Origin of the sequence: Mariniflexile soesokkakense (assembly GCF_039650365.1) — a bacterium.
GTDB lineage: Bacteria > Bacteroidota > Bacteroidia > Flavobacteriales > Flavobacteriaceae > Mariniflexile > Mariniflexile soesokkakense.
On record NZ_JAZHYP010000007.1, the window covers coordinates 88,254 to 111,851 of the forward strand.

The 23,598-nt window shown below is 34.8% G+C and carries 18 protein-coding genes; 13 read left to right on the forward strand and 5 right to left on the reverse strand.

All coding sequences use genetic code 11. The features are described 5' to 3' along the window. Both VP395_RS13265 and VP395_RS13270 read right to left on the reverse strand, forming a co-directional pair. Entirely contained in the window at window positions 1-2,505 is a 2,505-nt protein-coding gene (locus VP395_RS13265; RefSeq protein WP_346242503.1) for a DUF5686 and carboxypeptidase-like regulatory domain-containing protein, read from the reverse strand. Window positions 2,506-2,568: 63 nt separating this feature from the next. Beyond that, window positions 2,569-3,546, reverse strand: coding sequence for a pyruvate dehydrogenase complex E1 component subunit beta (locus tag VP395_RS13270; RefSeq protein ID WP_346242504.1), 978 nt, complete (start codon window positions 3,544-3,546; stop codon window positions 2,569-2,571). A 146-nt stretch (window positions 3,547-3,692) separates the two neighbouring features. On the opposite strand from VP395_RS13270, the gene VP395_RS13275 reads away from it, so the two are divergent. From VP395_RS13275 to VP395_RS13295, 5 genes are all read left to right on the forward strand, one after another. Further along, window positions 3,693-4,439 carry an electron transfer flavoprotein subunit beta/FixA family protein gene (locus VP395_RS13275; RefSeq protein WP_346242505.1) on the forward strand — a complete coding sequence of 249 codons (747 nt, stop codon included), beginning with the start codon at window positions 3,693-3,695 and terminating at the stop codon, window positions 4,437-4,439. An 82-nt stretch (window positions 4,440-4,521) separates the two neighbouring features. After that, window positions 4,522-5,481 (forward strand): electron transfer flavoprotein subunit alpha/FixB family protein, encoded by a 960-nt coding sequence (locus VP395_RS13280; protein WP_346242506.1) that lies wholly within the window; start codon window positions 4,522-4,524, stop codon window positions 5,479-5,481. A 120-nt stretch (window positions 5,482-5,601) separates the two neighbouring features. Further along, window positions 5,602-6,225, forward strand: coding sequence for a bifunctional nuclease family protein (locus VP395_RS13285; protein ID WP_346242507.1), 624 nt, complete (start codon window positions 5,602-5,604; stop codon window positions 6,223-6,225). 24 nt (window positions 6,226-6,249) lie between these two features. Then, window positions 6,250-7,806 (forward strand): NupC/NupG family nucleoside CNT transporter, encoded by a 1,557-nt coding sequence (locus VP395_RS13290; RefSeq protein WP_346242508.1) that lies wholly within the window; start codon window positions 6,250-6,252, stop codon window positions 7,804-7,806. Window positions 7,807-7,929: 123 nt separating this feature from the next. Continuing rightward, on the forward strand, window positions 7,930-8,754 hold the full coding sequence (locus tag VP395_RS13295) for a thymidylate synthase (protein ID WP_346242509.1): 825 nt from the start codon (window positions 7,930-7,932) through the stop codon (window positions 8,752-8,754). A gap of 52 nt (window positions 8,755-8,806) precedes the next feature. Here the strand turns inward: VP395_RS13295 and VP395_RS13300 are convergent, their stop codons facing one another. Continuing rightward, a complete protein-coding gene (locus VP395_RS13300) occupies window positions 8,807-9,103 on the reverse strand; it encodes an isoamylase early set domain-containing protein (protein ID WP_346242510.1) in 297 nt (98 codons plus the stop codon). A 300-nt stretch (window positions 9,104-9,403) separates the two neighbouring features. Between VP395_RS13300 and VP395_RS13305 the strand changes: the two genes are divergently transcribed. The 8 genes from VP395_RS13305 to lspA all read left to right on the forward strand — a co-directional run bounded on the left by VP395_RS13305 (window position 9,404) and on the right by lspA (window position 21,312). Beyond that, window positions 9,404-10,300 (forward strand): dihydrofolate reductase, encoded by an 897-nt coding sequence (locus tag VP395_RS13305; protein WP_346242511.1) that lies wholly within the window; start codon window positions 9,404-9,406, stop codon window positions 10,298-10,300. 375 nt (window positions 10,301-10,675) lie between these two features. Further along, the gene (locus tag VP395_RS13310; RefSeq protein WP_346242512.1) at window positions 10,676-13,234 is read left to right on the forward strand and encodes a pectate lyase family protein; all 2,559 of its coding nucleotides are present in this window, start codon (window positions 10,676-10,678) and stop codon (window positions 13,232-13,234) included. A 162-nt stretch (window positions 13,235-13,396) separates the two neighbouring features. After that, window positions 13,397-15,382, forward strand: coding sequence for an alpha/beta hydrolase family protein (locus tag VP395_RS13315; RefSeq protein WP_346242513.1), 1,986 nt, complete (start codon window positions 13,397-13,399; stop codon window positions 15,380-15,382). A gap of 34 nt (window positions 15,383-15,416) precedes the next feature. Then, window positions 15,417-17,669, forward strand: a complete 2,253-nt coding sequence (locus tag VP395_RS13320) for a DUF6807 family protein (protein WP_346242514.1) — start codon at window positions 15,417-15,419, stop codon at window positions 17,667-17,669. Between the two features lie 62 nt (window positions 17,670-17,731). Then, window positions 17,732-19,288: an NAD(P)/FAD-dependent oxidoreductase gene (locus VP395_RS13325; RefSeq protein ID WP_346242515.1), complete on the forward strand. Its 1,557-nt coding sequence runs from the start codon at window positions 17,732-17,734 to the stop codon at window positions 19,286-19,288. A gap of 8 nt (window positions 19,289-19,296) precedes the next feature. Next, complete coding sequence (locus VP395_RS13330) at window positions 19,297-19,857, forward strand: sugar O-acetyltransferase (protein WP_346242516.1); 561 nt, start codon at window positions 19,297-19,299, stop codon at window positions 19,855-19,857. A 43-nt stretch (window positions 19,858-19,900) separates the two neighbouring features. Next, window positions 19,901-20,782, forward strand: coding sequence for an ACP S-malonyltransferase (gene fabD, locus VP395_RS13335; protein WP_346242517.1), 882 nt, complete (start codon window positions 19,901-19,903; stop codon window positions 20,780-20,782). Continuing rightward, complete coding sequence (gene lspA, locus VP395_RS13340) at window positions 20,782-21,312, forward strand: signal peptidase II (RefSeq protein WP_346242518.1); 531 nt, start codon at window positions 20,782-20,784, stop codon at window positions 21,310-21,312. Before fabD ends, lspA begins: the two co-directional genes overlap by 1 nt. A 95-nt stretch (window positions 21,313-21,407) precedes the next feature. On the opposite strand, the gene galE is transcribed toward lspA, so the two are convergent. Together galE and VP395_RS13350 are read right to left on the reverse strand one after the other, a co-directional pair. Then, entirely contained in the window at window positions 21,408-22,433 is a 1,026-nt protein-coding gene (gene galE, locus VP395_RS13345) for a UDP-glucose 4-epimerase GalE (RefSeq protein ID WP_346242519.1), read from the reverse strand. Next, entirely contained in the window at window positions 22,426-23,580 is a 1,155-nt protein-coding gene (locus VP395_RS13350; protein WP_346242520.1) for a DegT/DnrJ/EryC1/StrS family aminotransferase, read from the reverse strand. The genes galE and VP395_RS13350 overlap by 8 nt, the downstream gene beginning before the upstream one ends. Window positions 23,581-23,598: the final 18 nt, after the last annotated feature.

The following is a 23,598-nucleotide window of genomic DNA, read 5'->3' on the forward strand; positions in this document are numbered from 1 at the left end:
CTAAAAATGAAAGCCAAAAGATCCTGTAACACCAAACTTACGGGCATTAGGGTTTTTAACTTCATCTAAATAATTACCTCTAAAATTAAAGTCTATTCTAAATACTTTAAAAATATTACCAACCCCAAAACTGTACTCGTAATACATATTTTGGCTTGGAGCAATTAAAGGAATACTATTGGGGTTTGCAGTGGTATTTAATGCAATATTTTCATCTGAAATATCACCCCAAACGCCACGGATGCTTACAATTTCACGAAGGTTTAATTTCCTTAAGAATGGAATTCTAGAAAAGAAACGCCCATTAAAATTATGCTCTAATTGCAACGAAGTATAAGTATCAGAAACAAATTCGTAAAAATCTAACTGAGAAAATGTGTTATATATTGAAAAATACGACTGATTTCCCGGAATAGCACTTAACAACCCAAGCGGTACATCTCCAAAAGTTTTACCTGCTTCAATAGTAGTTGTTAGTCTACCAAAACCCCCTATTTGCCAAGGTTGAATATATGAAAACTGAACTTTGGTATAATTAAAATCACTACTAAAAAAACGTTTATCACCTCTGCTTACTTGTGCAAAAATATTCGCATAATCATCATTAGCATTATAACGTTCTACACCAAACCCTGTCATTTTTCGTTTAGGGAAATAAGATACTGAAAAAGTAGATTCGTATTGCTTAATTTCAGATTCAATACCTGTTGGTGTATTATAATCCAAACTAAAGGTTGGAGATGCCGATGCTAACGTTCTGTAATTTGCTCCCAATCTAAAAACAAGATTTCTCCAAGGTTCTATTTCTACGGCTAAACTGGTTAAATTTATAGAGGTTAATTTGTCGTTTGAGCCCGTTCCAACAACCGATGAAGAAGCTAAACTTCTACCTAACACATCGGTACTGGTAGTTAAACTTGCTCCTATTTGTTCTACATCACGCCTATTACCTCCTGAAATAATAAATCGGTTTTTCTTATCAATCAACCATTTTCCTGAAACACCATACTTAAATTTATCATCATTAAAGCCATAAGCTAAAAAGCCTTCCAATCGCCATAGGTCATTTTTCCCAAAGTAAGTACGCCCACCTGCACGCAAACGCAAACCTTCCACTTCATTGAATCCAAAAGTGGAAAAAATAGGGCCATAATCTAAAGGTAATTCATTAAACTCAATATATCCAGAGGCTAAAATACTTCCCAAATTATAAAGTCTTTTAAACTTTTTTACGGTTTTTAAAGTATCTAACATTTTGTAAACCCCTTTTTCATCTTTATTCAAAGCTTCCAAACGGTTTTGGGACCAAAAACTATCGTCTCGATCGTACACATCCTTATCGTAATTATAAACCTCAGTTTCGTAAAACTTCTTGTTCTTCTCAATATCAAATTTATAATTGTCGTACAATGTGGTTCGCTTACCATAAACACCTCTTGATTTTTCCTTTTTATTAAAAGCAAAATCACTCATCATATAATCGCGCTTTACAAGAAAAATAGAATCGTTTAAAACATCGAATTCTTGTTCAATGTAAATTTCTTTTATCCAGTTAATATTAGCACTTTTTGATGCTTGAAGTTTTATTTCTTTAATAGCATAGGTCGTGTCGGCAACCCAAAAATCGCCTTTAAAAGTAAGTTCGTTTTTACGACGCGGATAATAAATAATATTGTAACACCATTTGTTCTCTATAAAAGCACTGTCTTTTAGCACGTAATTATATGTGCCAATTCCTGTTCTTGACAGCGGACTTACAAAACTCTTATCAAAAAACTTTAGATAATTATCATAGATGTCATAATCTGAATATAAATCATCCACAAAGTCAATAATTATTTGGTTATCGCTAAAGCCAGAATTTTTATTGCCTTTTAATTCTTCCTTTTCTTTATTAATAAGGTTATCTCCATAAACTGTTGAAACGGCTTCGTTAATAAAAATGGGCAAATAGGTTTTACCAGTAACCCGTGAGGTATCTACTTCATTAAAAACGAATTCCATACCTCTAAACAGTTTGCTTTTTATAAGGGCACTATCAATGGTATTAATATCGAATTCTACTTTTTCGTATTTGTTGTATTCGTATTGTTTAAAATGTTTTAAGCCATTTTTACGTTTGTGCTCCCAAATTTTCCTAAGCAAATCAATAGCTGGATTGTTTTTTTTAGATTGTTTACCCGCCACAATAAATACTTGGCTCAATTCAGCAGCTGCTTCTTTAAGAATAAACTTTAATTCGTAATTCACCTTTTTAGTTAAAGGAACATCTAAAGTTTCGTAACCTAAAAAAGAAACGATTAATGCATTCCAAGTATCAGTAGATTCCAAATAAAACTTACCGTTTTCATCGGTAATAGTACCTTGAGTTGAGCCTTTGAATATAACATTGGCAAATGAAACAGGTAAATTGTTTTCATCAAACACATAACCGCTTACTTTAGTCTGTGCGAAGATTGAAAAGATTCCGAAAAAGAAAAATATGAATAGTAGCTTTGGGTTCATAATACAAAAAAACTTCATTAACAATCATGCTAATGAAGTTTATATAACGTAAAAAATGTTTATTTATTTATACAATACTTTTTTCACAGCTTTGATAACTTCGTCTTTATTTGGCAGCCACTCTTCAAGTAAAACAGGCGAATATGGCGCAGGTGTATCTGCTGTATTTATTCTTACTATAGGTGCGTCTAAATAATCGAATGCTTCAGCTTGAACAAAATATGTGATTTCTGTAGATACATTTCCAAATGGCCATGCCTCTTCTAAAATAACCAATCTGTTAGTTTTCTTTACCGATTTTAAAACAGCTTCTTTATCTAAAGGGCGTACAGTACGTAAATCGATAACTTCACATGAAATACCTTCTTTCTCCAATTCATCGGCTGCTTTGTAAGCTTCTTTGATAATTTTTCCAAAAGACACAATAGTTACATCCGTTCCTTCACGCTTAATATCGGCAACACCTAGAGGTAAAATGTATTCACCTTCTGGCACTTCACCTTTATCGCCATACATTTGCTCGCTTTCCATAAAAATAACTGGATCGTCGTCACGAATGGCAGCTTTTAACAACCCTTTTGCATCGTATGGGTTTGATGGCACTACTACTTTCAAACCTGGTGTATTTGCAAACCAGCTTTCAAAAGCTTGCGAGTGTGTTGCACCTAATTGTCCTGCCGAGGCCGTTGGACCGCGAAAAACAATTGGACATTTAAACTGTCCACCAGACATTTGTCTAATTTTTGCGGCATTATTTATAATTTGGTCAATACCAACAAGAGAAAAGTTAAAGGTCATGTATTCCACAATTGGTCTGTTTCCTGTCATGGTTGAACCTACTGCAATTCCTGCAAAACCAAGTTCGGCAATCGGTGTATCAATGACACGCTTTGGTCCAAATTCATCTAACATTCCCTTTGATGCTTTGTACGCACCATTATACTCTGCTACTTCTTCACCCATTAAGTAAATGCTTTCATCTCTGCGCATTTCTTCACTCATTGCTTCGCAAATAGCTTCTCTAAATTGAATTGTCTTCATTAAATATATTTTAATTCGAATTGCAAAAATAACAATAAATGAGATACCTTTTTAAAAGAATTATCTAAAATTTACTATGCATGCATAGTAAATATTCAGAATAAATAATTAACTTCGTAACCTCAATAAATTTATACATCATAATTATGAAAATATTAGTGTGCATTAGTCATGTTCCAGACACCACATCTAAAATTAATTTTACCGAGGGTGACACAAAATTCGATACCAACGGCGTTCAATTTGTAATAAACCCAAACGACGAATTTGGCTTAACACGCGCCATGTGGTTTAAAGAAAAACAAGGTGCCCATGTTACTGTTGTTAATGTAGGAGGTCCAGAAACCGAGCCTACCTTACGCAAAGCCTTGGCTATTGGTGCCGATGGCGCTATACGCGTAAACACTATTGCTACTGACGGATTTTCGGTAGCTAAGCAATTAGCTAATGTGGTAAATGATGGCGGATATGATTTAGTTATTGCCGGTCGTGAATCTATAGATTATAACGGTGGTATGGTACCTGGCATGATTGCAGGATTAATTAACGCAAACTTTGTAAATAATTGCATTAATTTAGAAATTGAAGGAAATAATGCAATAGCCATTAGAGAAATTGACGGTGGAAAAGAAACCTTATCAACATCTTTACCATTAGTAATAGGCGGGCAAAAAGGTTTGGTTGAGGAAAGCGATTTACGCATCCCAAACATGCGAGGAATTATGATGGCGCGCCAAAAACCATTAACAGTTTTAGAACCTGTTGATGCCAATAACGAAACTACTTCTGTGAAATTTGAGAAACCAGCTCCAAAAGGTGCGGTAAAATTAGTGTCTCCAGATAATTTAGATGAATTAATAAACTTACTTCACAACGAAGCAAAAGTTATTTAAAATAAATTCCAACAAATCAAAATCCAAAATCCAAAACAAAGATTGGGATTTGGTGCTTGAAATTTTAAATATTAAAAACATTATGTCAGTTTTAGTATACACAGAATCAGAACAAGGAAAATTTAAAAAAGTAGCTTTTGAAGTTGCCTCATATGCCAAAGCGGTTGCCGACCAATTAGGCACTACGGTTACAGCCATTGCTATAAATGCCAACAACACATCTGAATTAGGGAATTATGGTGTTGATAAAGTATTAAACGTATCTAGCACGCCATTAGACGTCTTTAACGCTAAAGGTTATACCGAAGCAATCCAACAAGCAGCCGAAAAAGAAGCTTCAAAAGTTATTGTAATAAGTTCAAGTGCCAATAGCAAATACTTGGCGCCTCTTTTAGCTGTAGGTTTAAATGCAGGCTACGCTTCAAATGTTATTGAAGCCCCGTCAAGCACAACGCCTTTTACAGTAAAACGTACTGCATTTACAAATAAAGCATTTGAAATAACCGCTATTAACACCGATACGAAAATTGTTGGCGTATCCAATAATTCTTTTGGTTTAGTAGAAAAAAGTGGTAACGCCTCCGCAGAAGAGTTTTCGCCTACAATTTCAGATTTAGGCGTAAAAGTAGAATCGGTTGATAAAGTCTCAAACAAAGTAAGTATTGCCGATGCCGAAATAGTAGTATCTGGAGGCCGTGGATTAAAAGGTCCAGAAAATTGGGGCATGATTGAAGAGTTAGCCTCTGTTTTAGGTGCGGCAACAGCATGCTCTAAACCAGTTTCCGACTTAGGCTGGAGACCTCATGGTGAACACGTTGGACAAACGGGAAAACCTGTGGCTGCCAATTTATATATTGCTATAGGTATTTCGGGAGCTATTCAACATCTTGCAGGAATAAACGCTTCAAAAGTAAAAGTAGTTATTAATACAGACGCTGAAGCGCCTTTCTTTAAAGCTGCCGATTATGGCGTTGTTGGAGATGCTTTTACGGTAGTACCCAGGTTAATTGAAAAATTAAAAGCCTTTAAAGCGCAACAATAAATTATTTTTTTATAAATTGTATTGTCTAAAGAACTGCTTAAATTAGCATTATATTTTTAAATCTGCTTTTGCAGTTGGTAAAGTCCTAATTTAAACGGTTCTTTGCGTTTTTATAAATTTATGAGTTTAGTAAGATTAAATATAAAAGGAATATCCTATAGCCAAACCCAAAACGGCGCTTACGCATTGATTTTAAACGAAGTAGATGGCGACCGAAAACTACCCATAGTTATTGGTGCTTTTGAAGCTCAATCTATTGCTATCGCATTAGAAAAAGAAATTCGACCTCCAAGACCATTAACACACGATTTATTTAAAAATTTTGCCGACCGATTTGATATTATTGTCAAACAAGTGATTATTCATAAATTGGTAGATGGCGTTTTTTATTCGAGCTTAATTTGCGAACGCGATAAAATTGAAGAAATTATTGATGCCAGAACCAGTGATGCTATTGCGCTGGCGCTCCGTTTTGACGCCCCTATTTTTACTTATAAAAACATACTTGATAAAGCCGGTATTTATTTAAAAGTTAATCCGAAAAAAGAGAATGAAGAGGAGGATGCTCAAGACAGTGTATTAATGGATGAGTTAATTGCCAACGAACTGGAGCCAAATGCACCACGCGAAAATTTAAAAGGAAAAACACTACAAGAATTAAATACATTATTAGATGAAGCCGTTGCAAATGAAGATTATGAAAGGGCTGCACATATTCGTGACGAAATTTCAAAACGAGAATAAAGAATCTTACTACTCCGCCTCTTTATGAAAAAAATATTTTTGTCTATTGCACTGATTTTATTCATATTTACATCAACATTAGTAGCTCAAGACAAAGATGAAACCACCGATCAAGATACTGTTTTAAATAATAAAACAGAACTATCTTCTTTACATCACAATTCCATTGATTCCTTAAAAGTTAACACACCAGAAAACCAAATTGAAACAACCTATTTAGAATCAACACCTATAATACCTAGTCAAGGTTTTTCAATAAATAGCCTTTGGCGTGGTGCTTTAGGCATGATTTCCTTAATTTTTATTGCCTTTTTATTTAGCAGCAATCGAAAAGCTATTAATTGGAAAATTGTTGGGGTTGGTTTAGCATTTCAAATATTAATTGCCATTGGTGTTCTAAAGGTTTCTTTTATACAAGCTTTATTTGATTTTATAGGTAAAGGATTTGTTCAAATATTAGAATTCACTAAATCTGGTAGTGAATTCCTGTTTAAAGGGCTAATTTCAGATATGAACACTTTTGGGTTTATTTTTGCCTTTCAAGTATTACCAACTATTATATTTTTCTCTGCATTAACATCTTTATTATTCTATTTAGGAATCATTCAATGGGTTGTTAAACTGATGGCTATGACTTTATCGAAAATCCTAAAAATTTCTGGTGCTGAGAGCTTAAGTGTCGCAGGAAACATTTTTTTAGGTCAAACAGAGGCTCCTCTTTTGATAAAGGCCTATTTAGAAAAAATGAATAAGTCTGAAATGCTTTTGGTTATGGTTGGTGGTATGGCAACTGTAGCTGGAGCTGTATTAGCTGCCTATATTGGCTTTTTAGGCGGAGAAGATGAAACCCTTAGATTGTTTTACGCAAAACACCTTTTAGCGGCATCGGTTATGGCAGCACCAGGTGCTATTATCATTTCTAAAATACTATATCCTCAAACAGAAAAAATAAATTCTGAAGTAGAGGTTTCACAAGAAAAAATTGGAACAAATATTCTTGATGCCGTTTCAAACGGAACAACTGAAGGCTTGAAATTAGCATTAAATGTTGGCGCCATGCTTTTGGTTTTTGTTGCTTTTATTGCAATGATTAATGGAATTCTTGGAGGTTTGGCTAGCTTTGAAGGTATTGCCTATTTTAATTGGCACTTTACCTCGTTGAATGATGCTATAGCAAATAATACCTCATACAAAGATGGACTAACCCTAGAATTTATTCTAGGAACTATTTTTGCTCCTTTAATGTGGCTCATTGGTGTAGCAAAAGAAGATATGACTATGATGGGGCAACTACTTGGTATAAAATTAGCAGCTAGTGAATTTGTTGCTTATATTCAATTAGCCGATTTAAAAAACATATCAAACGCTATGCATCTTAACTACGAAAAATCTGTAATCATGGCCACCTATATGCTTTGTGGTTTTGCAAATTTTGCTTCTATAGGCATTCAAATTGGCGGTATTGGTTCGTTAGCTCCAGGGCAACGAAAAACCTTATCGCAATTTGGCATGAAGGCACTAATTGGCGGTAGTATTGCATCTTTAGTTTCTGCTACTATTGCTGGAATGATTATTGGATAATTCACTTCTGTATCTACAGAAACCTTTCAATTTTAGTTAATAACTTTATAATAATATATTGGGTTTTGAAGCATGAAATTTTAATGCTTTTTATATTTTTATTTCCGGAGAAAAGATTAATAAATGAAGCAATATCACGACTTAGTAAAACACGTTTTAGAAAACGGAAATGAAAAAGGAGACCGTACCGGTACTGGCACAAAAAGTGTTTTTGGTTATCAAATGCGATTCGATTTAAGTGAAGGATTTCCAATGGTAACCACCAAAAAACTGCATCTGAAATCAATAGTTTATGAGTTACTTTGGTTCTTAAAGGGTGATACCAACATTAAATATCTTACTGAAAACGGCGTACGTATTTGGAATGAATGGGCTGACGAAAATGGTGATTTAGGCCCTGTTTACGGTCACCAATGGCGCAACTGGAACAGTGATGAAATCGACCAAATTAAAGAAGTTATTGACACCTTAAAGAATAACCCGAATAGCCGACGCATGTTGGTTTCTGCGTGGAATCCTTCAGTATTACCAGACACTTCTAAAAGTTTCAGTGAAAACGTATCCAATGGTAAGGCCGCATTACCGCCTTGCCATGCTTTTTTTCAATTTTATGTTGCCGAAGGAAAACTATCGTGCCAATTATACCAACGTAGTGCCGACATCTTTTTAGGGGTACCTTTTAACATTGCATCGTATGCATTATTTACCATGATGATGGCGCAAGTTTGTGGCTATGAAGCTGGAGAATTTATTCACACTTTTGGCGATGCGCATATTTATAGCAATCATTATGAGCAATTGGAATTACAGCTATCTAGAGATATTAGGCCACTTCCTAAAATGATATTAAACCCCGAAATTAAAGATATTTTCGACTTTACTTTTGAAGATTTCACATTGATAGATTATGATCCACATCCACATATTAAAGGTGTGGTAGCTATATAAAAAAAGCGCTTTCAAAAAAATGAAAGCGCTTTTTGTTTAGTTCAGGATTTAACTAAACATTTACCACACTGTTATCAGCAGAAGCAAAATCGTTCCATACATAAGCATCGGCAGCATCATCATTAACAAATGCACCGTCTACTAAGTATTTAAATTCATATGAGTTGTCTTGATCTAAATCTACAGCACCTTTAAAAGTACCATTCTTTAATTTTTTTAATGGTGTTGCTTTAGCATTCCATTCATTAAAACTTCCTACAACAGATACCTTTTTAGCATCTTCTGCTAGTATAGAAAATGTTACTTTACAAACTGGTTTGCTTTTTAAATATTGTTTCGTAATAGCCATAATTAATTTTTTTGTGTTGTTTTATGATGCAAATTTATAAAACAATTTCTCACACCTAAACATTTAACGTATTAAACAACAAAGAATTATCAATTTAATAATATCAATTCATAAAAATTTAAAGTTGACAAAAATTACAGTGTATTAATTGTATTATTATCAATGCCAAATCCCTGTTCTCTATTGATTTTCAGGCACTTTTACCTAAGAACATTTTCGAGAATTCATATTTATTAAGATTCTAAATATATCTTTAAGAATTGCTAAAAAGCATTAACTTTACACATATTTTCAATCATTATGTTCGGCAAAAAGAAAGACATTCCACAAATAGATAAAGACCAGTTAGAACTTATTCAAAACGCACAAAAACGCATCAACCAAAAAAAACGATTATACATTCATTTTGTTGTTTTTTTGATTGGTGCTGTATTTTTAATAATTGCTAATACCATTTTAGGTATTGGTAAAAATTTCAAAATATTTGAACTAAATTGGTTTGTTTACGCTATTTTTTTCTGGCTCTTCTTATTTGTTTATCACTTATTCAATGTCTTTATCACCCATAAATTTATGGGTAAAGCCTGGGAAGAACAACAACTTAACAAGCTAGTTGCTAAACAACAGGTTCGTATTGAAAAACTCAAACAAGAACTCCCTAAAGAAATAACTTCAACTCAAAAAAAAGAAGTTTCTAATGTTTTAAAACAAGAACTTACAATAATTGTGGCTGCCGCCGAAAATGATGCCATTGGCAAGCACAACAAATTAATCTGGCACATAAGCGATGATTTAAAACGATTTAAGATGCTAACTAGTGGGCATCATATCATTATGGGGCGTAAAACCTTTGAAAGCTTCCCAAAACCATTACCAAACAGAACTCATGTCGTAATAACTAGAAATTCAAATTATAAAGTTCCAGAAGGCGTTGTATTGGTTCACAATTTAGAAGATGCTATCAAAGCCTGTGCAAATGACCCCCAACCTTATGTAATTGGTGGTGGCGAAATTTACAAACAAGCTATTTTAGTTGCAAATAAAATTGAGCTAACACGTGTACATGAGTCGTTTCCTGCCGATACATTTTTCCCAAAAGTAGATGCTTCAATTTGGAAAGAAACAAATTCAGTTTTTTATAAAAAAGATGATAAAAATGAATTCGATTTTACATTTCTAACTTATGTAAGAGCGTAACTTGAATATCGATTTTATTCTAATCACAAACTTTCATTCTGAATCAAATTAACACTATACTATTACTTGGCATATTTTTTTTCAAAGCACCTCGTTACAAAGCCAACTATTTGACAAACAATACTTAATATTTAAAAATAACATCTTCTATTTTTAAATATTAAGTATTGTTTAGTAATCATTTACATACATAAAAGACTACAAAAAGAGTTTGTTGCCATTTTTTCATATGTATTTCAACGATTTTATGTTAAAATATTTTTTTAAATTAAAAAAAAATATAAATTCGTGCAATCGATTACAATATCTAATTTAGTTCGCTATTTATGATTGTAATTTTTAAACTCAAACTAAATAAACACTTAAATTAAAATCATGAAAAAACTATTACTTTGTATGACTATCTTGCTTGCCTCGGTTCAAGTATGGTCGCAAACAGTAACAATTGATGAAGCTGGTGGCTGGTTAGAATCAGCTTACGTAAAATGGCAACCAGTTGCCGGTGCCGAAAGCTACAATGTATACTACACTGGAAATGGTGCTGTAAACCAAAAAATTGACAACCCACTTATTCGCAGTTACGGCGCTTATTTTCGTGCCGATGTACTGGGTCTTTCAGCGGGGACATACACAATTGGTGTTAAGCCAGTAGTTTCTGGAGTTGAAGGTGCTGCAACTAACACTGGTGATATTACTGTTCTAGAACACGACCGTAATGGTTTTGCGTTTGCTAATGGTAGAATTCCTGGCGCCTACAAATTAGATGGCACACCTAAAACAGGAGCTGTTATTCTTTATATAACCGAAGAAACCAAGAACACCGTATCTCTAGTAGTAACAGGAGCTAATGCAAATCCGTGTGTAGGGTTACAAACTATTTTAGATGGTTTTAAAAAAGGAAGCGACACACGCCCTTTAATTGTGCGTATGATTGGACAGATTACCGACCCTAGCTATTTGCTTGGCGGTGATATTGTTATAGAAAATAAAAATAATGCTTCAAGCCATATTACTTTAGAAGGCGTAGGTGAAGATGCTGTAGCCGATGGTTGGGGTATTCGTGTTAAAAATGCAACGAATATTGAAATACGTAATATCGGTTCGATGAACTGCAATAGTAGTGAAGGCGATAACATTGGTCTGCAACAAAATAATGATTACGTATGGGTGCATAACATTGATTTCTTTTATGGTGATGCTGGTGGTGATGCCGACCAAGCAAAAGGTGATGGTGCATTAGACTGTAAGAAATCCAAATACGTAACCTTTTCATATAATCATTTTTGGGATTCAGGAAAAAGCAATCTTTTAGGACTAAGCGAAGGAACCGATACTGAGTTATATATTACCTACCATCACAACTGGTATGACCATTCCGATTCTCGCCATCCTCGTGTACGTTATTATTCTGCCCATGTTTACAACAACTATTTTGATGGTATTTCAAAATACGGATCAGGCTCTACAAATGGATCCTCTTTATTTGTTGAAGGAAACTATTTTAGAAATAGCAAAAACCCGATGATGACTTCTATGCAAGGTACTGATGTGTGGAATAACTCAACTCAACAAAACGATCCAAATAACCAAGGAACTTTCTCCGGAGAAGATGGTGGCACTATCAAGGCTTTCAACAACACTTTCGATGCTGATAATGGCACTAACTCTATGCGCTTTGTTGCCTATGGAGACCCAAATCCTGCATATAATATTCCTGGAAAAATTAGTTCTACAATAGATTTTGATGCTTATGTAGTAGCAAACCGTGGTGACCAGGTACCAAATACTGTAAAATCGTATAAAGGGGCCAACATACATAATAACTTTGATACAGATGCCACAAAATCTGCTACCGATTATATTAGAAGTTTAGTTCCTGATACCCCTGAAGCAGCAAAAGCAAAAGTAATTCAATATTCAGGGCGCATGCATGGCGGTGATTTCAACTGGACTTTTGTGCCTGCAGATGATACTTCTTATGCTGTAAACACAGCTTTAAAAGCGGCACTTATTAATTACGAGACTGAATTAGTTTATATACAAGGGGAAACTGTACCAAGTACACATACCCTTACCGTAACAACAAGTAATGCGAGTCAAGACGTTATTGAAGGAGATGCTATGGAAACAATCATTTTTACATGGGGAGGAGACGCCAATGATGCTACAGTAAGTGGATTGCCTGCATCTGGAATTGATTTTGTAAAAGATGCCGGAAACAAAACAATCACTATTACAGGTACACCAACAGCTACAGTTTCTTATACCATTACTACAGCCGGTGCTACAGGCACTCCTATATCAGAATCTGGGACCATTACTTCAGTACCTCCTGGTAGCACAACAGGAGAGGAAATTCATAATTTCACTGTGTCAGAAAAAGTTAGTTCATTCTATACCATTTCGGGGAATATGAATTCTACTAACGGTTCTGAGACTTATGATGGTTTAACTTTAACTAGACGTTTAAAAATTGAGTCTGCAACATCAATTACCTATACAACTACAGCGGTATCTAGTTTAACATTAGTTTTTGACAGTACATTTTCTGGAAAAATAAAACTTGATAATGTAGATTACACTGCTTCTGCAGGTATAGTTACTATAAGTAATATTCCTGCGGGGTCTCATTCAATCACAAAAAACGCTACAGCTAACCTATTCTATATAAAAACCGTGTATAATACATTAGGTTTAGGAAAAGTAGAAGCACTTAAATTAAAACTATACCCAAACCCTGTAACAAGTACGTTTCAAATAACTACACAGGCTAGAATAGAACATATTAAAGTTTACAATATGGTTGGCGCTTTAGTTAAAAGTATGGAAGGCAACCATAAAACTGTCGACATAAGTAATTTAAGTACCGGAAGTTATTTATTAAACGTACACACCGATGAAGGTGTACACAAACAAATAATCATCAAAAAATAACTACAGATTAATAATAGCAACCAAAAACAAGAGACTTCCCCATATTGAAGTCTCTTGTTTTTTATTATGGTAATAAAACGTTATCATTAATTGTAACCCCTAGTCAACTAAAAATCTTCAATAATTTTATGTAATTTGGAAAGAATTTACAATTGGTATCCTATGAAACTATTAAAAATATTACTCATTACTAGTTTGTCTTTTTTATTTATAAAAACTACTGCACAAACAAATTCAAATGCTTTATCTTGGCAAATGAATGCGGCATATAGCAATTACCTAATGTGCGATATACACCAACAATATAGCAATCGTGACAAAAAGTTTTCAGAAGCTTTAAAATCGAAAGAAAGTTTATTAAAATATCTCGACAACTGCATTAAAAAATACAAGAATATAATTAGCGTCTTTCCAGAAAAAAGTAACCTGAATGCCCAAGTTGTTGGCACGACACAATTTGAAGGATTTAGAATAGAAAAAATCATTTTTGAAAGCCTTCCAAAACGCTATGTAACCGCAAACCTATACATGCCCGATGGCAACGAATCTTTTCCAGTAAGTTTATCATTATGCGGACACGGATTAGGTGGAAAAACACCAGCTTCTAGCGCCGCTATTCTAATGGCATTAAACAAGATAGCTGTTTTAGTGGTTGATCCTGTTGGCCAAGGTGAACGCATTCAATTTGTAGACGAAAATAGTAAGTCCCTAACTCGCGGCGCAACCACCGAACATACCATACTAAACATGGGCGCTAATTTAGTTGGCACTAGTGTAGCTGCTTACGAATATTGGGATAATCACCGTGCGATTGATTATTTAGAAACACGCCCAGATATAGACAAAACCCGTATAGGCATTTTTGGGAGTTCTGGGGGTGGCACACAAGCTTCTTATATGTTAGGGTTAGATCAACGCATTAAAGTAGCAACCGTTTGCAGTTATTTCACTCAACGTGAAAGAGTTTTTGAAACTTATGGCGCTTCCGATGGCTGCCAGCACATACCCTATGAAGGCAGAGAACAACTTGAAATTGCAGATTTTGTTTTAATGATGGCTCCAAAACCAGTGTTAATTATGTCTGGAAAATACGACTTTGTAGATTATTGGGGTGCTACACAAGCCTTCAAAGATTTAAAAGCCGCCTATAATATATTAGAAAGTCCAGAAAAGGTGAGCATGTTTTCTGCAGAAGTGGGCCATGGTATGCCCAAACCAAAACGAGAAGCTATGGTTTCTTGGTTTAAAAAATGGTTCTATAATGATAGTAACCCAGTAATTGAAGGTGAACGAATTTCAATTCCTACTGATAATCTTAAATGCACTTCTACAGGACAGGTTATAACTGCCATTTCTGATAACGTTTCAATGCCCGAATATCATAAACAACTGTTTGAAAATTATAAAAACCATAGAACCAAGTTTTTAAAACAAGACCATACACTCATTAAAAAAACCGTTTTAGAATTGCTAGGAATTGAAGTTCCAAAAGAAGCTATCGATGTTCAACAAACGGGATTTAATGTTTCTAGAAAATACGACTTATACAAATATCAAATAAATCGTATGGGCGAAATGCCTGTACCCTGCCTCGTTTTAATGCCTGAAAACATCAATATAAAAAGCAATATTGTTTTATACCTAAATGAAAGCGGCAAAGATGATATACTTTCAAACGAAAGTTTTATTGATGAATATATAAACCAAGGAACCATTTTAATTCTTGCCGATTTACGGGGTTTTGGTGAAACTGCCGATCCTTCCAACCTCAACGACTCTAAATATTGGAACTGGGAATACCGAAATTCTATGGCAAGTATGCATATTGGCAAACCCATTATGGGACAGCGTGTTGTTGATATTATAACACTACTCGATTTTATTAATGAAACACCTAATTTAAAAGGTCGCAATATTAAACTTATTGCCAATGGCCTCTACGGGCCTACAGCAATTCATGCTTCGTATTTAGACCAACGTATCACTCAAACTGAAATTTCTAGGTCTATTAAATCATTTTACGACTATTTAGAAAATCCATTACAAAAAGACATTTACACCAATGTGCTTTATGGGGTTTTGAAGTATTATGATTTAAAAGATTTAATAACCCTTTTAGGAAAAAATCGAGTTCGATTTGTGGATTAAAACAACAAACAGCTATTTTCATTAATTTTACAACATGTTTAAAGTCCTATATTTTCAATTACACGCACTAACCCTTTATTTTGCCTTAGTATTTTTATCTATTACATCTTGTGCTTCAACAGGAAAATGGGCTAGTAAGGTTACAGGAAGCAACATCAATTATAAAATAAATGAACCAAAAAACCCTATAAAAGATTTTACAGGTAATTACCTAACCGCTATATATCTTGAAAATTTAGGATTTGCTAAAATAGGAAGAAATAGTAATACTGAAGATGTTGCATGGTTGCTATCTCAAGGCTACCGGGTTATAGAACTTGATTATGCTAAAAACAAAAAAGCAGTACCAACTAATATAAACAAAGACATCATTGCTATCAATAATGCAATTGCTTCTGGTGATTTTTGCGGAATTAAAACCTGTTCAACTTCTAAATCGTATATTTTATTTGAAGGTTACAGAATAACTCGCGATGTACCTTATTTTAAAGACGACCCAACCGTTTATAACACCCCCACGGAATATACTAAAGGAGACATGCTACACATGGATATCATTTATCCTGCAAATACCGAAGTTACCGTACCTACGGTAGTATCGTTTTCATTTAGTAACAGCTATGCAACTTACGATTCTGACAAAAAGGGACTAACAGATGCACATAAAAATTTCCGAATGTTTCTCCCTTATACTTTTGCAGGTTTTAACGATTCGTTTTTAGAAGGCGCACCCGCACACGGTATGGCATGGGCCATTGCAGACCATCCCAAATATTGTCCTTGGGGAAGCGGCAAGCCAACTAACGGCAAAAACGACACTTATAAATCGTATCAAGTCAATCCCGATACAGCCCAAAAAGTGAAGTCTGCCATTCGCACTTTACGTGCTATGAGTTCTGAATTAGGACTTTCAGGAAAAATAGGTGTTTATGGTTTTTCACGTGGTTCGACTGCCGGTGCAATGGCAGTTGGTGATAAAATAGTTTCAGAATTTGAGAATGCAGGTTTTAACATGGGTATTCCCGATGATGTTCAAGCAGCAGCACTAGGTCCAGGAGTTTTCGACTATACACAAATTTACAATACTATCGATGATGGCGATTCAAATCTTGAAACCAGATGTCCATGGGCTTGGGGCAAATTAGAAAAAAACTATGATTTATGGCAATCTATGAGTGCTAGTTATTTGGTGGAATCTTCCAAAACCGCTCCTACGCTCTTCTTTTATAATACAGATGATGATGCCTATTATCATGACCAAATCACACATTTTAAATCCAAATTAGACACACTTAACATTCCCACTTCAACATTAATAAATTATGGCACAGGACATGCCGTTCCTCAAACAAGTGAAGCACTAAACAAACTCTATGATTTTTTTAAAAAGCACCTAAAACCTTCAACTATTGAAGTTGTTATAAAACCAGATATGGTTTCTTTCGTTGAGGGGACTGATAGCATATTAAATTATCAAGTTGCAGAAAAATCTTTAAATGACACTTACAAAAGAACAAACTATATCCATCCACTTTATACTTTAGATAGTGAAGTTTTAACCGAAGATTTCCCTGAAGACCATCCACATCACAGAGGCATCTTTTGGGCATGGCATCAATTATATATTGGAGCTAAACGCATGGGTGATGGTTGGGAAATTGAAAATTTTACTTGGGATGTAACTTCTGTAAAAGAACTTAAACAGCTTGATAATTCTAAAGCAATTGAAGCTGAAGTTTTATGGAAATCGAACCAATGGCTAGATACCCATGGCAATGAAAAACCCATGGTTAAAGAAACTACTACCATAAAAGTCTATCCTAAGGAAAAAAATTACCGCCAAATTGATATTGAAATTTCCATACTTGCTTTAGAGGAAGACATGCGTATTGGTGGCTCTGAAGATGCTAAAGGGTATGGTGGATTTTCACCTAGAATTAAACTCACAGACGATATTATATTTACAAGTTCTAAAGGACAAGTAACTCCAACCAATTTACCAGTTAAAGCCGATTCTTGGATGGATATTTCAGGTTCTTTAGGCAAAGAAGGAAAACAAGCAGGACTTTCCATACTTTGCCACCCAAAAAACCCAGAACCTTCAAACCAATGGATATTACGTGCTAAACGCAGTATGCAAAATGCGGTTTTTCCTTACCCCGGAGCGACTCCTATACCATTATCTAATATTCAACCTACTATTTTACGTTACCGTTTAATTATCCATGAAGGAGGTATTAACACCATTGATACACCTACCATTTACGAAGACTATTCAAAATCATAATTTATAAATAGCTTTCATTGGTTATTGAATAATTCCAATGGTATTTTCACTAATTTTGCCACATGATAAAAGAACTTCAGCTTCGTATTTCACTTAAAGAAGAAGAACGTAGCGATATTTTGGTGCAAAAAGCGTCGCATATCCTTGATATTGACAAGGAAGATATTACAGGAGTAAAAGTACTTCGAAAATCTATTGATGCCCGAAAACCAAAAATCATCTTCAACTATAAAGTAGCTGTTTATATTCGTGAAGTGTTGCCTAAAACATCCGAATATCAATTTGAATATAAAGATGTTTCAAAAGCGAAACCCATACATATTATAGGTTTTGGTCCTGCAGGCATGTACGCCGCATTGCGTTGTATTGAATTGGGTTTTAAACCCATTGTTTTAGAAAGGGGTAAAAATGTAAAAGACCGCCGCAGAGATTTAAGAGCCATCAACCAAGACCATTTTGTAAATGAAGATTCCAATTACTGTTTTGGTGAAGGAGGCGCAGGAACGTATTCTGATGGAAAACTTTATACCCGAAGTTTAAAACGTGGTGATGTTCGCAGAATTTTTGAAAACTTAGTTTTTCATGGTGCAACCGACCAAATTTTGGTGGATGCCCACCCACATATTGGCACCAACAAACTACCAAAAGTGGTACAAAATATTCGGGAAACCATTTTGAAATATGGCGGTGAAGTTCATTTTGAAACACGCGTAACAGATTTCATTATAAAAAACAATAAAATACAGACTATTCAATTAAATAATAATGAAGAAATGCCTGCTAACCGCGTTATTCTGGCAACAGGACATTCGGCACGAGATGTTTTTTATTTACTTCATAATAAAGAAATTGCTTTAGAAGCCAAATCGTTTGCCATGGGTGTTCGTGTGGAACATCCGCAACATATTATAGATGCTATTCAATACCATTGCAGCGGCGATAGACATGAGTTACTACCTGCCGCTTCATACAGTTTGGTGCAACAAGTGAATGAGCGCGGAGTATATTCTTTTTGTATGTGCCCGGGTGGGTTTATAGTTCCTGCAGCAACAGCTAATGGCGAAGTAGTAGTTAATGGGATGTCGCCTTCAAAACGAAATAATTTATTTGCAAATTCTGGTATTGTTGTTGAAATTGATGTGAACAAAGATTTACCAAAATACGAGCAATTTGGTGCATTAAAAGGATTGGAATATCAAAAGAATTTAGAACGCATGGCGTTTACCGCTGGTGGCCGCAGTCAGATAGCACCTGCGCAACGTTTAACTGATTTTGTTGAAGGTCGATTGTCAGCAAGCTTGAACCCGACCTCCTATCAACCCGGATTAAATTCGGCGCCTTTACATTCACTTTTACCTAAATTAATTGGTAGTAGATTACGAAAAGGGTTTGAAGCTTTTGGACAAAAAATGAAAGGTTATTATACCGCCGAAGCAAATATTGTTGGGGTAGAATCGAGAACTTCATCACCTGTTTGTATTCCTAGAAATGAACATTTAGAACATCCACAAATTGAAGGTTTATTCCCTTGTGGTGAAGGTGGCGGTTATGCCGGAGGTATTGTGTCGGCGGCTATGGATGGGGAGCGTTGTGCCGAAGCTGCCATAAAAAATCTATAATTATTTTTATGACTGAAAAAGAAAAAATGTTGGCTGGATCCATGTACAATCCGTCCGACCCTGAATTGGCGAAAGCACGCCATCGGGTACGATTATTATTTTACAAATTCAATAATTTAAGCGAATTACATTTAGAAGTACGTCAAAAAATATTATATCAAATTTTTGAAAATGCTGGTGAAAATTTATTTGTAGAACCGCCTTTTCATTGCGATTATGGTAGCAATATTAAAGCAGGAAAAAATCTGTTCATGAATTTTAACTGCTGCATTTTAGATGTTGCTCAAGTTACCATTGGAGACAATTGTATGTTTGGACCGCATGTACAGATTTACACAGCTACACATCCTTTGGAATTTAAAGCCAGAAATAGTGGTAAAGAGTTAGGTTTTTCTATTACTATAGGAAACAATGTATGGATTGGTGGCAATGCAACCATTTGTCCAGGAGTTACTTTAGGCAATAATGTTGTGGTTGCTGCTGGCTCGGTGGTTACTAAAAATTTTCCCGACAATGTGGTTATCGGAGGTAATCCTGCTAAAATTATTAAAACCATAGATAATCACTAAATTTATAATTCTTATTTTTGCATCACTTAAAAATTAACCAACTATGAACGCATATATATTTCCCGGTCAGGGCGCACAATTTACAGGCATGGGCTTAGATCTTTATGAAAACTCGCCTTTAGCTCAAGAATTATTTGAGAAAGCAAACGCCATTTTAGGTTTCAACATTACAGACATTATGTTTGAAGGAACGCCTGAAGCTTTAAAAGAAACCAAAGTAACACAACCTGCCATATTTTTACATTCGGTGATTTTAGCTAAAACCCTAGGTTCTGGTTTTAAACCCGATATGGTTGCTGGCCATTCGCTAGGGGAATTTTCTGCCTTAGTAGCTAATGGCGCTTTAACTTTTGAAGATGGTTTAAAATTAGTATCACAACGTGCTTTAGCTATGCAAAAAGCTTGCGAATTACAACCAAGCACCATGGCTGCTGTTTTAGGTTTGGATGATGCTATTGTAGAAAAGGTATGTGCTGAAACGAAAGGTATTGTGGTAGCAGCTAATTACAACTGCCCAGGTCAATTAGTGATTTCCGGTGAAGTTGAAGCAATTAATAGAGCTTGTGAAGCCATGAAAGAAGCAGGTGCTAAACGTGCTTTGGTACTACCTGTTGGAGGTGCATTCCATTCGCCTTTAATGGAACCTGCTCGTGAAGAACTTGCTGCTGCTATTGAAAACACAACGTTTGGCAAACCTAATTGTCCTATTTACCAAAACGTAACTGCAAATGCCGTTATTGATGAAGCTGCTATAAAAGCGAATTTAATTTCACAATTAACCGCCCCTGTACGTTGGACCCAATCGGTACAACAAATGATTGCTGATGGCGCATCTTTATTTACTGAAGTGGGGCCAGGAAACGTTTTACAAGGCTTGGTAAAGAAAATTGATAGAGAAGCTCAAACTGCTTCAGCAAGTTTATAATGAAATTTACAAAACGTACTATATATATAGTATTAGTAATTGTTGTTACAATTGCTATCGACCAAATTTCTAAAGTACTTGTTAGAAACAATATTCAACCACGTACCGATTTTCAACCTAGTGAACGTATCTCTATCCTTGGAGATACTTTTATTATGATGAATGTTGAAAATACTGGTGCATTTTTAGGTATGGGTAGTGATTTAAACCCAACCCTTAGAATTATTTTATTGCTCATCTTACCCATTCTTGTTTTGGGGTTTGTTTTACGTCATATTTTAAAAGACAGCTCTATAGACAGATGGTCTCTTTTTGCTTTTGCAAGTATTATTGGCGGTGGTATAGCCAATGTTTACGACCGCATTGTTTATGGATCTGTAACCGATTTTTTCTTTATTGATTTAGGAGGGGTTTTTAGAACCGGCATTTTTAATATGGCAGATCTATCGGTAACAACGGGTATGATTATATTGGTACTTGTTAGTTTTAGAAAGAAAAAGAAAAGTGATAATATAGAAAAAGCTGTTTGAAAAAACAGCCATTATTTTAAACTTCATATTATTAAAAACAGAAAAGGCTGCCAATTAATTGGCAGCCTTTTCTGTTTTTATAGTTTCAAAGTAGATTATTTATTTCTTCTTACTTTCTGTTCCCAATTCCAAGCCGAACGCATCGCATCATCTAACGATAATTTTGTTTTCCAACCCAATTCATCATTGGCTTTTGTAGTATCTGCATAAGCAGAAATAATATCACCTTCCCTTCTGCCTACAATTTTATAATTTAATTTTTCACCTGAAACCTTTTCAAAAGATTTAACAACTTCTAAAACAGAACTTCCTTTACCTGTTCCTAAGTTAAACGTCTCGTAATTAGATTTATTTTTGTTTTTTAATAAACGTCCAAGCGCCACAACGTGTGCTTTCGCTAAATCGACTACATGTATGTAATCACGAATACAAGTTCCATCTGGGGTCGGATAATCATCTCCAAAAACAGATAATTGTTCTCTTAAACCAATAGCCGTTTGCGTAATAAAAGGCACTAAATTTTGCGGCACGCCAATTGGCAATTCTCCAATATTAACGGACTCATGCGCCCCAACTGGATTAAAATAGCGTAATGCAATCGCTTTAAGATTTGGTGTTACTTTACAGGTGTCGCTAATAATTTCTTCCCCAATTTGTTTGGTATTTCCATACGGAGACTCCGCCTGTTTTACTGGTGCATTTTCCGTGATTGGCAACTCATCTGCTTGACCGTAAACCGTACATGACGAACTAAAAATAAAACTTGCTGCTCGTAGTTTTTTTAATTCTTTAAGTATGTAAACTAATGTACTTATATTATTTTCGTAGTATAATAAAGGCTCTTTTACACTTTCACCTACCGCTTTACTAGCTGCAAAATGAATAACTCCTTTTATATCATTATGTTTTGCAAAGAAATTTTCAACACCCGCTTTCTCTTTTAAATCTAATTTTTCAAAAAGTGGTTTTTTCCCAGAAATAGATGTAATACCATCTAATACTGAAATTGAAGAATTTGATAAATCGTCAATAATAACAACTTCATAGCCTTCGTTTTGTAATTCTACAACGGTGTGCGAGCCTATAAAGCCTAAACCGCCAGTAACTAATATTTTATCCATTTATAAACTTTATAATTGTTGATGTAATAAATTCTATTTGTTCGTCATCCAATTCAGTATGCATAGGTAATGAAATAACATCTTTCACCAATTGATTTGTTACTGGAAAATCTGCTTCATTATACCTAGAACCTTCATATGCTTTTTGTTTATGAAGCGGAATTGGATAATACACGCCACACGGAATACCTTTTTCGTTCAAATGCTTTACTAAGGCGTCTCTATCAGAACCTAAAATTCTCAAAGTATATTGATGAAATACGTGACAATCACAAGTATCGCAAATTTCTTCACAACCATTTGTAACTTTTGGTGTGATAATATTTTTATTCCCCTGAAATGCTTTGTTGTACTTTCTTGCTGCTTCTTGTCTTTTATTATTATAAGTATTTAAATGTGGTAATTTAGCATCTAAAACAACTGCTTGAACACTGTCTAAACGTGAATTAACACCAACAACATCATGATGATAACGTTCGTACATGCCATGATTTACGATACCTCTAATGATATGCGCTAAATCATCATCATTTGTAAAAATAGCACCGCCATCTCCATAACACCCTAAATTTTTTGATGGAAAAAAGGACGTAGATGCTACATGACCAATGGTACCAGCTTGCGCTTTTGTACCATTTTTAAAAGTATAAGTGGCTCCAATTGCTTGGGCGTTATCTTCAATTACATATAAATTATGTGCTTTTGCAATTTCCATAATAGCTTCCATATTCGCACATTGCCCAAATAAATGCACGGGTACAATCGCCTTTGTTTTTGGCGTAATAGCTTTTTTTATGGCTTCAATGTTTATGTTAAAATCGTCTTCATTTACATCAACCAAAACAGGCGTTAATTGTAATAAAGCGATTACCTCAACGGTTGCAGCAAACGTAAAATCGGCAGTAATAACTTCATCACCTGGTTTTAAGCCCAATCCCATCATAGCAATTTGTAAAGCATCGGTTCCGTTAGCACACGGAATCACATGCTTTACTCCTAAATATTCCTCTAAATTCTTTTGAAATTGGTGAACTTTTGGACCATTAATATAGGCTGTTGTTTCTAAAACCTCAAGAATAGACGTATTTACAAGGTCTTTAATTTCGTCATATTGACCTTTAAGGTCAACCATTTGAATTTTCTTCATCTAAAAAATTTCAACTTC

Coding starts and splice junctions, on each gene's coding strand:
- VP395_RS13265 (WP_346242503.1), bottom strand. CDS start 2,505: ATGAACCCAAAGCTACTATTCATATTTTTCTTTTTCGGAATCTTTTCA.
- VP395_RS13270 (WP_346242504.1), bottom strand. CDS start 3,546: ATGAAGACAATTCAATTTAGAGAAGCTATTTGCGAAGCAATGAGTGAA.
- VP395_RS13275 (WP_346242505.1), top strand. CDS start 3,693: ATGAAAATATTAGTGTGCATTAGTCATGTTCCAGACACCACATCTAAA.
- VP395_RS13280 (WP_346242506.1), top strand. CDS start 4,522: ATGTCAGTTTTAGTATACACAGAATCAGAACAAGGAAAATTTAAAAAA.
- VP395_RS13285 (WP_346242507.1), top strand. CDS start 5,602: ATGAGTTTAGTAAGATTAAATATAAAAGGAATATCCTATAGCCAAACC.
- VP395_RS13290 (WP_346242508.1), top strand. CDS start 6,250: ATGAAAAAAATATTTTTGTCTATTGCACTGATTTTATTCATATTTACA.
- VP395_RS13295 (WP_346242509.1), top strand. CDS start 7,930: ATGAAGCAATATCACGACTTAGTAAAACACGTTTTAGAAAACGGAAAT.
- VP395_RS13300 (WP_346242510.1), bottom strand. CDS start 9,103: ATGGCTATTACGAAACAATATTTAAAAAGCAAACCAGTTTGTAAAGTA.
- VP395_RS13305 (WP_346242511.1), top strand. CDS start 9,404: ATGTTCGGCAAAAAGAAAGACATTCCACAAATAGATAAAGACCAGTTA.
- VP395_RS13310 (WP_346242512.1), top strand. CDS start 10,676: ATGAAAAAACTATTACTTTGTATGACTATCTTGCTTGCCTCGGTTCAA.
- VP395_RS13315 (WP_346242513.1), top strand. CDS start 13,397: ATGAAACTATTAAAAATATTACTCATTACTAGTTTGTCTTTTTTATTT.
- VP395_RS13320 (WP_346242514.1), top strand. CDS start 15,417: ATGTTTAAAGTCCTATATTTTCAATTACACGCACTAACCCTTTATTTT.
- VP395_RS13325 (WP_346242515.1), top strand. CDS start 17,732: ATGATAAAAGAACTTCAGCTTCGTATTTCACTTAAAGAAGAAGAACGT.
- VP395_RS13330 (WP_346242516.1), top strand. CDS start 19,297: ATGACTGAAAAAGAAAAAATGTTGGCTGGATCCATGTACAATCCGTCC.
- fabD (WP_346242517.1), top strand. CDS start 19,901: ATGAACGCATATATATTTCCCGGTCAGGGCGCACAATTTACAGGCATG.
- lspA (WP_346242518.1), top strand. CDS start 20,782: ATGAAATTTACAAAACGTACTATATATATAGTATTAGTAATTGTTGTT.
- galE (WP_346242519.1), bottom strand. CDS start 22,433: ATGGATAAAATATTAGTTACTGGCGGTTTAGGCTTTATAGGCTCGCAC.
- VP395_RS13350 (WP_346242520.1), bottom strand. CDS start 23,580: ATGAAGAAAATTCAAATGGTTGACCTTAAAGGTCAATATGACGAAATT.